The 11,932-nt window shown below is 74.5% G+C and carries 11 protein-coding genes; 8 read left to right on the forward strand and 3 right to left on the reverse strand.

The window, feature by feature from the left end:
* Nucleotides 1–18: 18 nt before the first annotated feature.
* Nucleotides 19–1,437 carry a protoporphyrinogen oxidase gene (gene hemG, locus ACIQBJ_RS28810; RefSeq protein ID WP_400716226.1) on the reverse strand — a complete coding sequence of 473 codons (1,419 nt, stop codon included), beginning with the start codon at nt 1,435–1,437 and terminating at the stop codon, nt 19–21.
* Nucleotides 1,438–1,617: 180 nt separating this feature from the next.
* On the opposite strand from hemG, the gene ACIQBJ_RS28815 reads away from it, so the two are divergent.
* Entirely contained in the window at nt 1,618–2,610 is a 993-nt protein-coding gene (locus tag ACIQBJ_RS28815; RefSeq protein ID WP_400716228.1) for a DUF4349 domain-containing protein, read from the forward strand.
* Nucleotides 2,611–2,653: 43 nt separating this feature from the next.
* Here ACIQBJ_RS28815 and hemE read toward each other — a convergent pair whose 3' ends face one another.
* Nucleotides 2,654–3,742, reverse strand: coding sequence for a uroporphyrinogen decarboxylase (gene hemE / locus ACIQBJ_RS28820; RefSeq protein WP_400716230.1), 1,089 nt, complete (start codon nt 3,740–3,742; stop codon nt 2,654–2,656).
* Between the two features lie 173 nt (nt 3,743–3,915).
* On the opposite strand from hemE, the gene ACIQBJ_RS28825 reads away from it, so the two are divergent.
* From ACIQBJ_RS28825 to ACIQBJ_RS28855, 7 genes are all read left to right on the forward strand, one after another.
* The gene (locus tag ACIQBJ_RS28825; protein ID WP_400716232.1) at nt 3,916–4,569 is read left to right on the forward strand and encodes a DUF3000 domain-containing protein; all 654 of its coding nucleotides are present in this window, start codon (nt 3,916–3,918) and stop codon (nt 4,567–4,569) included.
* Nucleotides 4,570–5,016: 447 nt separating this feature from the next.
* Entirely contained in the window at nt 5,017–5,748 is a 732-nt protein-coding gene (locus tag ACIQBJ_RS28830; RefSeq protein WP_400716234.1) for a LuxR C-terminal-related transcriptional regulator, read from the forward strand.
* 275 nt (nt 5,749–6,023) lie between these two features.
* Nucleotides 6,024–7,259, forward strand: coding sequence for an HRDC domain-containing protein (locus tag ACIQBJ_RS28835; RefSeq protein ID WP_400716236.1), 1,236 nt, complete (start codon nt 6,024–6,026; stop codon nt 7,257–7,259).
* A 134-nt stretch (nt 7,260–7,393) separates the two neighbouring features.
* Nucleotides 7,394–8,611 (forward strand): thiolase family protein, encoded by a 1,218-nt coding sequence (locus ACIQBJ_RS28840; RefSeq protein ID WP_400716238.1) that lies wholly within the window; start codon nt 7,394–7,396, stop codon nt 8,609–8,611.
* A 2-nt stretch (nt 8,612–8,613) separates the two neighbouring features.
* Nucleotides 8,614–10,740 (forward strand): 3-hydroxyacyl-CoA dehydrogenase NAD-binding domain-containing protein, encoded by a 2,127-nt coding sequence (locus tag ACIQBJ_RS28845; RefSeq protein ID WP_400716240.1) that lies wholly within the window; start codon nt 8,614–8,616, stop codon nt 10,738–10,740.
* A 109-nt stretch (nt 10,741–10,849) separates the two neighbouring features.
* Nucleotides 10,850–11,215, forward strand: coding sequence for a hypothetical protein (locus ACIQBJ_RS28850; protein WP_400716242.1), 366 nt, complete (start codon nt 10,850–10,852; stop codon nt 11,213–11,215).
* Nucleotides 11,212–11,463 carry a hypothetical protein gene (locus tag ACIQBJ_RS28855; RefSeq protein ID WP_400716244.1) on the forward strand — a complete coding sequence of 84 codons (252 nt, stop codon included), beginning with the start codon at nt 11,212–11,214 and terminating at the stop codon, nt 11,461–11,463. Before ACIQBJ_RS28850 ends, ACIQBJ_RS28855 begins: the two co-directional genes overlap by 4 nt.
* Nucleotides 11,464–11,473: 10 nt before the next feature.
* Here ACIQBJ_RS28855 and ACIQBJ_RS28860 read toward each other — a convergent pair whose 3' ends face one another.
* On the reverse strand, nt 11,474–11,929 hold the full coding sequence (locus ACIQBJ_RS28860) for a hypothetical protein (RefSeq protein ID WP_400716246.1): 456 nt from the start codon (nt 11,927–11,929) through the stop codon (nt 11,474–11,476).
* Nucleotides 11,930–11,932 lie beyond the last annotated feature (3 nt).

Raw genomic sequence — 11,932 nt, forward strand, 5'->3', positions numbered from 1 at the left:
CCTTTCCGGGTGCGGTGTTCAGGTGCCGGGGGTGAGCAGGGCGGTGGCGGCCCGCCGGGCGCTCGCGACGACGGCGGGGATGCCCACGCCGTCGTAGGCGGCGCCGCAGACCGCGACCGCGCCGAGGGCGTCGAGCCGGGTGCGGACCCGGGCGACCCGGTCGAGGTGGCCGACGGGGTACTGCGGGAGGCCGTCGGTCCACCGGGTGACGGCCCGGTCGTACGGGGTGGCGCGCAGGCCGACGGCGGTGCGCAGGTCGGCGAGCGAGCGGGCGACGAGTTCGGCGTCGTCCAACTGCAGCGCGGCGTCCTCGTGGTGGCGGCCGAGCGAGGTGCGCAGCAGGAACGCGTCGGGGGCGGAGCGCTCCAGCCAGCCCCACTTGTTGCTGGAGAAGGTGGAGGCCTTGATGTGGCGCCGGTCGACCGGCGGGACCAGGAAGCCGCTGCCGGTGAGCGGGGTGTCGGCGAGGTCGGCGCGCCGGAAGGCCAGGGTGACCAGGGCCATCGAGGCGTACTCGATCCGGCGCAGTTCGGCGGCCGCGGCCGAGGCGTCGGCCTCCAGCAGGGCGGCGGCCTGCGGGGCGGGGACGGCCAGCACCACGGCGTCGGCGGTGAGTTCCCGCCCGGCGGCGGTGATCCGCCAGCCGTCGGGGGTGCGGCGCAGCGCCTCGACGGGGTGGCCGGTGCGCAGGTCGGCGCCGAGCGCGCGGGCGTGCGCGGCGACCGCGTCGGGGAGGGTGCCGAGGCCGCCGCGCAGGCCGTTGAAGACCGGTCCGGCGGCGGTGGCGCGACTGCCGAGTTCGGCGATCGCGGCGGTCAACGAGCCGGGGCGGCGGGCGAGTTCGAGCAGTTGCGGGACGGCGGCGCGGATCGAGATCTCGTCGGCGTGCCCGGCGTAGACGCCGCCGAGCAGCGGTTCGACCAGCCGGTCGACGACCTCGCGGCCGAGCCGTTCGGTGAGGTAGCGGCCGATCGGGGCGTCCTCGCCGAGTTCGGCGGGCCGCTCGTCGTGGACGCGCCGCAGGCCCTCGGGGGTGAGTACGCCGGACTCCCGGAGCGCGGCCAGGTCGCCGGGGACGCCCATGAGTTGGCCGCCGGGCAGCGGGCGCAGGCCCTCGGCGGTCCAGATCGCGGCCTTGGCGGTGCTGGGCGGTTCGAGCAGCTCGCCGAGGCCGGCGGCGCGGGCCAGTTCGACGCCCTCGGGGCGGCGGGCCAGCATCGACTCCGCGCCGAGGTCGACCCGGACGCCGCCGACCTCGCCGCCGAGGAGCTTGCCGCCGAACCGGCCGGAGCCCTCCAGCACGGTCACCCGCACCGGCCCGGAACCCGCGGCGCTTCCGGCGCTTCCGGCGCCTTCGGCCCTTCCGGCACTGAGGAACGCGGCCGCGGCCAGGCCCGCGACGCCGCCACCGATCACCACGACGTGAGGTTTCGCCATGCCGTCCAGTCTCCCAGCCTTTATCCGGATTCCCCGGACCGGCCCGGCGCGACCCGATACCGGTGCGAGTCCGCAGCGTGATCGATCCGGTACCGCCGGTGCGGGTCCGGTCCCGGGGGCGGCGCGTCCAAGGGTCGTGCGGCGGGCGAACGGCCCGCCGGAGCCACGGGGAGGGTACGGATGGAACGTCGGGTACGCAGAGCGGGCGCGGCCGGGGCGCTGGCCGCGGTGCTGCTGCTGGCCGGGTGCAGTGCGGGCGGCGGCTCGTCCGCGTCCTCGCACGGGGTGGTGGCGAACGACGCGGCGGCGCCGCAGGCCGCGGCGGGCGCGGCCACCCCCGCCGCCAAGGGCGCGGCGACGCCGGGGACGGGCGGGGCGGCGACCGCCGGGGCGAACGGCGCGGCGGCGGCGACGAACCGTCAGATCGCCTACCAGGCGCGGCTGACCCTGCGGGTCGACACGGTGGACACCGCCCGCGGCAAGGCGGTCGACCTGGTGACGGCCGCCGACGGCTACGTCTCCGGCGAGGACCTGAGCGGCGGGGCGGAGCGCAGCGCGCGCTCGGTGCTGACCCTGAAGGTGCCGTCCGACGCGTACCAGAAGACCCTGGACGCGCTCGGCGGCCTGGGCACCCGGATCGCGCTCAGCAGCAAGGCCGACGACCTGACCCAGCAGATCGCCGACGTCGACAGCCGGGTGAAGTCGATGAAGGCCAGCGTGGACCGGGTGCGGGCGCTGATGGCCGACGCCAAGACCCTGTCCGAGGTGGTGTCGCTGGAGAGCGAGCTGACCCGCCGCGAGTCCGACCTGGAGTCCCTGCAGCGGCAGCAGCAGGAACTGTCCGCGAAGACCTCGCTCTCCACCATCACCCTGGAGCTGACCACGGTCGCCCCGCCCGCGCCGGTGGTGCGGGACCGGGAGCCGGGTTTCTGGGGCTCGGTCGGCCACGCGCTGGGCGGCGGCTGGCGCGCCCTGCTCGGCTTCTTCCGGGTGGTGCTGATGGTGCTGGCCGCGGTGGCCCCGTTCCTGCTGGTGCTGGCCCCGCTCGGCTGGCTGGTCCGCCGCCGGCTGCTCCGGCGCCCGCCCCGGGTCGAGCAGTTCGTCCCGGCCGCCCCGCCGCAGCCGTTCGACCCGCCCCAGCCGTTCGATCCGCCGCGGCACACCGAGGAGTAGCCGTCCGGCCGTCGGGGCCCGGCGCCCGGGCCCCGACGGGGGGTCAGCGGGCGCTGGCCTCGTGGACGAAAGCGGTGAGGCGGGTCAGGGCGTCCGGGTCCATGGTGGGCATGACGCCGTGGCCGAGGTTGAAGATGTGGTGGCTGCCGCCGAGCGCCTTCGCGGCGTCCAGCACCTCGCGGGCCTTGGCCTCGACCACGTGGGTGGGGGCGTAGAGGACGGCCGGGTCGAGGTTGCCCTGGAGGCCCTTGCCGGGGCCGACCCGGCGGGCCGCCTCGTCCAGCGGGACGCGCCAGTCGACGCCGACGATGTCGGCGCCGGCCTGCCCCATCAGGCCGAGCAGCTCGCCGGTGTTCACGCCGAAGTGGATGCGCGGCACGCCGTAGGGGGCGACCGCGTCGAAGACCTCGGTGCTGGCGGGCAGCACGGAGCGGCGGTACTCCTCGGGGGCGAGCGCGCCGGCCCAGGAGTCGAAGAGCTGGACCGCGGAGGCGCCGGCCTCGATCTGGATCTTCAGGAAGGTCGAGGTGATCCGGGCGAGCCGGGCGACCAGGTCGGCCCACAGCTCGGGCTCGCCGTACATCATCGCCTTGGTGTTCTCGTAGCTGCGCGAGGGCCCGCCCTCGACCAGGTAGCTGGCGAGCGTGAACGGGGCGCCGGCGAAGCCGATCAGCGGGGTGGCGCCGAGTTCGGCGACCAGCAGGCCGACCGCCTCGGTGATGTACGGCATGTCGCCGGGCTCCAGCGGGCGCAGCCGTCGCAGGTCGGCCCGGGTGCGGATCGGGTCGGCGATGACCGGGCCGACGCCGCCCTTGATCTCGACGTCGATGCCGGCGGCCTTGAGCGGGACGACGATGTCGGAGAAGAAGATCGCCGCGTCCACCCCGTGCCGGCGCACCGGCTGCAGGGTGATCTCCTTGACCAGGTCGGGCCGCATGCAGGCGTCCAGCATCGGGATGCCCTCGCGCACCTTCAGGTACTCGGGCAGCGAGCGGCCGGCCTGCCGCATGAACCACACCGGGGTGTGCGGGACGGGCTCGTTGCGGGCGGCGCGCAGGAAGACGGAGTCGTACGCGGCGCCGCGGGGCCGCTGACCGGACTGGGCTGCGGGGGTCTCACTCACGGGCCCCATCCTCGCACGGGGCCGACGCCCGTCCGGCCGCCCGCCCGGCTCTCCCGGCCCGCCCGTCCCGGACCGGGAGCGGGTCCGTTCCGGGGCGGTTCGGTGCCGGTTTCGGGGACTCCGGCACGCCGGGGGGAGGAAAGTGCTCGGATTGCGGGCCCGCGCCACCTAGGCTTCCCGACATGGCAGCGGTCGGCGGGCAATCCGCACAGGGTGGAGGAACGGGCAGGGAGTCGGCGCCGATCGGTTTCCGCGACGCGGTCGAGGCGCTGACCGGGGCGCGGTTGCGCCCCGAGGTACGGCTGTCCCCGCAGCCCGCCCCCCGCCGGTTGGCCCCGTACACCTTCGCGCTCTCCGCCTCGGTCGAGGTGGACGGCGAGGAGCTGGCGGACGGCACCCTGGTGCTGCTGCACGACCCGGCCGCGCCGGAGGCGTGGAACGGCGACTTCCGGGTGGTCACCATGACGCGGGCCGAGCTGGAGCCGGAGATGGCGGGCGACCCGCTGCTCTCCGAGGTCGGCTGGACGTGGCTGCTGGACGCGCTGCAGGCGCACGCCGCCGGGTACGCCGAGCCGTCCGGCACGGTGACGCGGTGTCATTCCCAGTACTTCGGCGCGCTGGCGGAACGCGGCGCGTCCACCGAGATCGAGATGCGGGCGTCCTGGACGCCGGCCGACCGCCGCTTCGAGCGGCACCTGGCGGCCTGGGCCGACCTGCTGTGCGTGTGCGCGGGCCTGCCGCCGTCGGCGCCCGCCCCGCTGCCGGCCGACGGGCCGGTCCTGCTCGGCGGCGTGGTGCCGATGCCGGCCCGCCGCCGGCCGCGCAACTCGCACTGACCCCGGCGCCGGCCCCGCCGCCCCGCGCCCGATCACCCCCGCGCGCCCACGCCCGCGCGCCCGCAGCCGGACCCGGACCGACGGCCCGTCAGCGGGTCTCCGCGGTGCGGCCCGTCGCGCCCCGACCACACCACGGGGGGATTTGTCCGGGCCCGGTCCGCGGTTCCACCCGCAGGACTGACGGAGTGTGACTTCGTATGCGCTCCCGGTCAATTACCTGCCCGTTCCCGATCGTCGTGTCGCCGGTAGTGATCGAATCTGTGCGATTTCCAGGCATGTCGTACCGGTCATCTGCGCGATTTGTCCGTATTGTTACTCACCAGATCGTGATCACCCGCTAAAGCCGGGCACGGTTGTTGCCGAAGGTGTCAGTGACCCTTTCCAGACGCGGAACACTCCGACCGCCCCCTCGGGGTTCCGTCCGCCACTCCCCGCCGGAGGCCCCAGGTGTCGGTCCTTCTTGAGCACCCCACGAGCGTCGTCGCGTACCGTCCGACGAAGCCCACCGCCATGGTGGTCATCGCTGATCCCCGCGTCCGGAACACGGTGACCCGGCACCTATGGGCGCTCGGCGTCCGTGACGTGATCGAGGTCTCCTCGATCGCCGAGGCCCGCCCGCGCATCTCCACCCCCCGTGACATCTGCATCGCCGACGTCCACCTGCCCGACGGCTCCGGCCTGACGGTGCTGGCCGAGACCCGTGCCGCGGGCTGGCCGAACGGCCTGGCGCTGTCCGCCGCCGACGACATCGGCGCGGTCCGCTCGGCGCTGGCCGGCGGCGTCAAGGGGTACGTGGTGACCGGCACCCGGACCAACATGCCGATGCCCGGCCGCCCCGGCCTGCCGATCGGCGCCGGCCTGGCCGGCCGGATGCGCCGCCCCGGCATCCCGGGCCACCACCACCCGGGCGCGCCCGGCGCCCCCGGCCAGCCCGGCGCCGCCCCCGGTGCCCCCGGTGCTCCCGGCGCTCAGCCGTCCGCCTACCGCGAGCTGTCCGGCCGCGAGGTCGAGGTGCTGCGCCTGGTGGCCGAGGGCCAGTCGAACAAGGCGATCGGCGTGGCGATGGGCCTCTCCGCGCTGACGGTGAAGAGCCACCTGGCCCGGATCGCCCGCAAGCTGGGCACCGGCGACCGGGCCGGCATGGTCGCCGTGGCGCTGCGGACCGGCATCATCCACTGACGGAATCGTCGCTGGTGACGGCCCGGAGGAACGTTTCCTCCGGGCCGTCGTCGTTCCCCGCGTCGTTCCCCGCGTAGCGCCCCTGCCCGGCCGCCGGGGCGCACCCCGGCGGCGCGCCCGGCGCGTTCGCGCACGTGACGGGCCGTCAACGGCCCGCCGCCGCAGGTCCGGACCGGGGCCCCGGCGGGCCGTCCGCACCGCCCGGCATATGTCGGAACATCGTCCGACCAGTCGGACAACACTCTCGGCGGCGGCGCACGACGTACCCTTGGGGGGTGACCGACGCCGTAGCCGCCATCCCCGAAGAGACCGCCCCGGTTCCGCTGCTCGAACCCCGGGACGGGCTCCCACCTGTGGTGGCGGACGAGCAGGCGCTGGCCGCGACGATCGCGGCGTTCCGCGCCGGCACCGGCCCGGTCGCCGTCGACGCCGAGCGCGCCTCGGGCTACCGCTACGGCCAGCGCGCCTACCTGATCCAGCTCCGCCGCCAGGGCGCCGGGACCGCGCTGGTCGACCCGATCGCCTGCCCCGACCTGTCCGGGCTGGACGCGGCGATCCAGGACGCCGAGTGGGTGGTGCACGCCGCCACCCAGGACCTGCCCTGCCTGTTCGAGGTCGGCATGCACCCCGGGGTGCTGTTCGACACCGAGCTGGCCGGCCGGCTGGCCGGGTTCGCCCGGGTCGGCCTCGGCCCGATGACCGAGAACGTGCTCGGCCTCTCGCTGGCCAAGGAGCACTCCGCGGTCGACTGGTCCACCCGCCCGCTGCCCGAGCCCTGGCTGCGCTACGCCGCGCTCGACGTGGAGGTGCTGGTCGACCTGCGCGACGCGCTGGAGGCCGAGCTGGAGCGGCAGGGCAAGCTCGACTGGGCGCACCAGGAGTTCGCCGCGCTGGCCGCCGCCCCCCGCCCGGCCCCCCGGGTCGACCCGTGGCGGCGCACCTCCCAGCTGCACAAGGTCCGGCGCCGCCGCCAGCTGGCCGCCGTCCGCGAGCTCTGGCAGGCCCGGGACCGGATCGCCCGCGAGCGCGACGTCTCCCCCGGCCGGGTGCTGCCGGACGCCGCCATCGTCAACGCCGCGCTGGCGATGCCGCTGAACGCGCCCGCGCTGATCGCCGTGCAGGGCTTCGGCCCGCGGGTGAACCGCCGTCAGCTCGACCAGTGGCTGGCCGCGGTCGAGCGGGCCCGGCAGCTGCCGGAGTCCGCGCTGCCGCCCGCGACCGCCCCGCACGAGGGCCCGCCGCCGCCGCGCGCCTGGGCCGAGAAGGACCCGGTGGCCGCGGCCCGGCTCACCGCGGCCCGGGCCGCCGTGACGGCGCTCGCCGAGCAGCACCAGCTGCCGGCCGAGAACCTGATCGCGCCCGACCTGGTCCGCCGGGTCTCCTGGGAGCCCCCGGCCGAGGCCGGCCCGGACGGGATCACCGCCGCGCTGCGGGCCCTGGGCGCCCGCGCCTGGCAGACCGAGCTGGTCGCCCCGGCGCTGGCGACGGCCTTCCGCGAGGCCGCGGGCTGACCTCGGGGGCGCCGGTCCGAGTGACGGCTCTCACGGTCCTTGCCCGGCGTTGTTACTCGCGGGTAGATTGGTGGACGCAGCAGCGCAGACCATGTGCGCGCTCATTGCCATGTCCCCCTGGGAGGAGAGCCCCCGTGCCTCGTATCGCGAGGGACGTCGTCTTCGTCGACGGCGTCCGCACCCCGTTCGGCAAGGCCGGCCCGAAGGGCATCTACCACGAGACGCGCGCCGACGACCTGGTCGTCAAGTGCATCCGTGAGCTCGTGCGCCGCAACCCGAGCCTGCCCGTCGAGCGGATCGACGAGGTCGCCGTCGCGGCCACCACCCAGATCGGCGACCAGGGCCTGACCATCGGCCGCACCGCCGCGCTGCTGTCCGGCCTGCCGAAGTCCGTCCCGGGCTACGCCATCGACCGGATGTGCGCCGGCGCGATGACCGCCGTCACCACCACCGCCGGCGGCATCGCCTTCGGCGCGTACGACGTGGTCGTGGCCGGCGGTGTCGAGCACATGGGCCGCCACCCGATGGGCGAGGGCGTCGACCCGAACCCGCGCTTCGTCTCGGAGAAGCTGGTCGACGAGTCCGCCCTGTTCATGGGCATGACCGCGGAGAACCTGCACGACCGCTTCCCGCACCTGACCAAGGAGCGCTGCGACGCGTACGCGGTGCGCTCGCAGGAGAAGGCCGCCAAGGCGTACGCCAACGGCGACATCCAGCCCGACCTGGTGCCGATCTCCATCCGCAACACCAACCCCGAGGTCGGCGAGACCGGTTGGGGCCTGGCCACCACCGACGAGCCGATGCGCCCGGGCACCACGATGGCGAGCCTGGCCGGTCTGAAGACCCCGTTCCGCCCGCACGGCAACATCACCGCGGGCAACTCGGCCGGTCTGAACGACGGCGCCACCGCCTCGCTGCTGGCCGCCGAGGACGTGGCCCGCGAACTGGGCCTGCCGGTCAAGATGCGCCTGGTCAGCTTCGCGTTCGCGGGCGTCGAGCCCGAGGTGATGGGCATCGGCCCCGTCCCCGCCACCGAGAAGGCGCTGGCCAAGGCCGGCCTGACCATCGACGACATCGGCGCGTTCGAGGTCAACGAGGCGTTCGCCGTCCAGGTGCTGGCCTTCCTCGACCACTACGGCATCGCCGACGACGACGAGCGGGTCAACCCGTACGGCGGCGCGATCGCCTTCGGCCACCCGCTGGCCTCCACCGGCGTGCGCCTGATGTCGCAGCTGGCCCGCCGCTTCGAGCAGCGCCCGGACGTCCGCTACGGCCTCACCACCATGTGCATCGGCTTCGGCATGGGCGGCACCGTCATCTGGGAGAACCCGCACTTCGAGGGTGGTAAGTGACCATGAGCACCACTGAGCTGCTGCGCCGCGCCGCCGAACTCTTCCCCGGCGAGGTCGTCACCACCGCGCACGTGCGCCACCTGGACCTGCCGCTGCAGGCCGGCCGGCTGGCGCTGATCACCCTGGACAACGGCTTCGACCACACCAAGCCGACCACCTTCGGCCCGGGCTCGCTGGCCAAGCTCTCCGAGGCGCTGGACCAGGTCGAGGCCGAGGCCGCCGCGGGCGAGGTGGTCGCCGTCGCGATCACCGGCAAGCCGTTCATCTTCGCGGTCGGCGCCGACCTCAAGGGCGTCGAGGTGCTGAGCGACCACGCGGACGCGCTGGCCATCGGCAAGGGCGGCCACGACGTCTTCAAGCGGATCGCCGCGCTGCCCGTCCCCTCCTTCGCCTACTACAACGGCGCGGCGATGGGCGGCGGCGTCGAGGTCGGCCTGCACGCCACCTACCGCACCGTCAGCTCCGGCGTCCCCGCCTTCTCGCTGCCCGAGGTCTTCCTCGGCCTGGTCCCCGGCTGGGGCGGCTGCACCCTGCTGCCGAACCTGATCGGCCCCGCCAAGGCGGTCAAGGTCATCGTCGAGAACTCGATGGCCCAGAACAAGCAGCTCAAGGGCCAGGAGGTGTTCGAGCTCGGCATCGCGGACGCGATCTTCGAGCCGGCCGACTTCCTGGAGCAGTCGCTGCGCTGGACCGCGCAGGTCCTCAAGGGCGACGTCGCCGTCGAGCGCGAGGAGTTCGACCGCGGCAAGGCCTGGGACGACGCCGTGCTCTGGGGCCGCTGGGTCGCCGACGCCAAGGTGCACGGGGCCGCCCCGGCCGCCTACAAGGCGCTCGACATCATCCAGCAGGTCAAGGACGGCGACCTGCAGGCCGGCTTCGACGCCGAGGACACCGCGCTCGCCGACCTCATCATGAGCGGCGAACTGCGCTCCGGCCTCTACGCCTTCAACCTGGTCCAGCGCCGCGCCAAGAAGCCGTTCGGCGCGCCGGACAAGTCGCTGGCCCGCCCGGTCTCCAAGGTCGGCGTGGTCGGCGCGGGCCTGATGGCCTCCCAGCTGGCGCTGCTCTTCGCGCGCCGCCTGGAGGTGCCGGTGGTCCTCACCGACATCGACCAGGAGCGGATCGACAAGGGCGTCGGCTACGTCCACGGCGAGATCGACAAGCTGCTCGCCAAGGGCCGGATCGGCGGCGACAAGGCCAACAAGCTCAAGGGCCTGGTCTCCGGCCACCTCGACAAGGCCGTCGCCTTCGGCGACGCGGACTTCGTCATCGAGGCCGTGTTCGAGGAGATGGGCGTCAAGCAGAAGGTGTTCGCGGAGCTGGAGGCCGTGGTCTCGCCGACCGCGATCCTGGCCACCAACACCTCCTCGCTGTCGGTCACCGAGATGGCCTCCAAGCTCCAGCACCCGGAGCGCGTGGTCGGCTTCCACTTCTTCAACCCGGTCGCGATCCTCCCGCTGCTGGAGATCGTCCGGGCCGAGAAGACCGACGACGCCTCGCTGGCCACCGCGTTCGGGGTGGCCCGGAAGCTGAAGAAGACCGCGGTCCTCACCAAGGACGCCCCCGCGTTCGTGGTCAACCGCATCCTGACCCGCTTCATGGGCGAGATCCAGAGCATCATCGACGAGGGCACCCCGTTCGAGACCGTCGAGGCCGCGGTGAAGCCGCTCGGCCTGCCGATGTCGCCGATCGCCCTGCTCGAACTGGTCGGCCCCGCGATCGCCCTGCACGTCTCCGAGACCCTGCACCGCGCCTTCCCGGAGCGGTTCGCCGTCTCCGAGAACCTCGGCAAGGTCGTCGCGGCCGGCAAGCGCGGCTTCTACGTCTGGCAGGACGGCGCCCAGGTCCTCGACCCCGAGGTCCTCGCCCTCCTCACCTTCGGCGACTCCGTCCTGACGGAGGACCAGGTCCGCGCCCGCGCCCTGGAGGCCGTCGCCCAGGAGATCGGCCTGATGCTCGACGAGAACGTGGTCGGCGAGGCCCAGGACATCGACCTCTGCATGATCACCGGCGCCGGCTGGCCCTTCCACCTCGGCGGCATCACCCCGTACCTCGACCGCGAGGGCGTCTCCGAGCGCGTCAACGGCAAGAAGTTCCTGGCCCCCGGCCTGGCTTCGCTCCCCGCCTGACGCACCCCCGCACCACCCGCCGCAGGGCGGCACCCCTCCCTCCGGGACGGGGTGCCGCCCTGCGGCGTTCGCACGACTACGCTGGACGGGTCGGCCCAGGGAGGACTTCATGACCGCACAGCCCGAGCATCCCGCGTGCCACGACGACGAACTGGTCCCGCGGCCCGCCAAGACCCCCGAGGCCCTCCGCGCCGCCCTCGCCACCGTCGCTCCGCACCGGATTCCCGAGCTGACGGCCCAACAGGACGAAGCTTTCGCCCTCGCCGTCCGCACTGGCTCCATCGACCCGCTCCGGGCCTTCCTGAACACCTGGGCCGCCCACGTCGAGGTCGCCCGCAACCTCGACACCGCCGCCCGCCTGCGCCGGGCCGAGCACACCGTCCAGACCCTGGACCGCGACGACCCCCGCTGGTCCGCGGCCGTCCGCGAATCCCTGGAGATCTTCAACCACGCCTACGCGGCGGTGAACGGGTGACCTGGTCCTGGGAGTACCACCCCGACGAGCAGCACGTCGCCGCCGGAGCCCCGCCCGCGCTGCTCGCCGAGGTGGCGTCCCGCGCCGACGAACTCGTCCGCGCCGCCGAGGCCCGTTACCTCGACGGCACCACGCACCAGGGCCCGGGCGAAGGACTACGGACGATCGCCGTCGCCGACGGCTTCTTCGCGTACTTCGTCGTCCCGCGCCAGCAGCGCGTCTACGTCTGCCAGTTGACCAGCCTGTAGCAGACGGAGGTCAGCCGTCCTGGGTGAGCCAGGACTCGGTGCGGCGGTGGCGGCCGAGGCCGACGGCGTCGAACTCGTCGACGTGGCCGTCGGGGGTGGCGCCGAGCCGGCGGAGGGCGAGGGAGATCGGGCTGCCGGTCGCCTCGACGAGGGGGCCGAGGGTGAGGGCGCCGCGGGTCCACACGGCGACGGCCTGTTCTCCGGTGCCGCCCCAGATGTCGGCCTCGACGTACGCGACGGGGCCGTGCTCCGACCAGGCGGCGAGCGTGCGGTCGAAGCCGTTGGGGAGCATCCGGAAGGGGGCGAGCGGGGCGTCGTCGGTGCGGATCGCCTCGTCCAGGGCGTCGCTCATCGGGAGCAGGGCGAGGCCCCGGGCGACGGGGACGACACGGGTGGAGGGGAGCCCCGCCGCGGCGGCGCGGAGCAGCGGTTCGGCGGCGACGACGGCTTCGAGGTAGTAGCCCACCGC

The organism is Kitasatospora sp. NPDC088391 (assembly GCF_044753345.1).
Lineage (GTDB): Bacteria > Actinomycetota > Actinomycetes > Streptomycetales > Streptomycetaceae > Kitasatospora.

What these genes read in the sequence shown, in the direction of transcription:
- hemG (WP_400716226.1), bottom strand. Translation starts at nt 1,437, where the DNA reads ATGGCGAAACCTCACGTCGTGGTGATCGGTGGCGGCGTCGCGGGCCTG.
- ACIQBJ_RS28815 (WP_400716228.1), top strand. Translation starts at nt 1,618, where the DNA reads ATGGAACGTCGGGTACGCAGAGCGGGCGCGGCCGGGGCGCTGGCCGCG.
- hemE (WP_400716230.1), bottom strand. Translation starts at nt 3,742, where the DNA reads ATGGGGCCCGTGAGTGAGACCCCCGCAGCCCAGTCCGGTCAGCGGCCC.
- ACIQBJ_RS28825 (WP_400716232.1), top strand. Translation starts at nt 3,916, where the DNA reads ATGGCAGCGGTCGGCGGGCAATCCGCACAGGGTGGAGGAACGGGCAGG.
- ACIQBJ_RS28845 (WP_400716240.1), top strand. Translation starts at nt 8,614, where the DNA reads ATGAGCACCACTGAGCTGCTGCGCCGCGCCGCCGAACTCTTCCCCGGC.
- ACIQBJ_RS28850 (WP_400716242.1), top strand. Translation starts at nt 10,850, where the DNA reads ATGACCGCACAGCCCGAGCATCCCGCGTGCCACGACGACGAACTGGTC.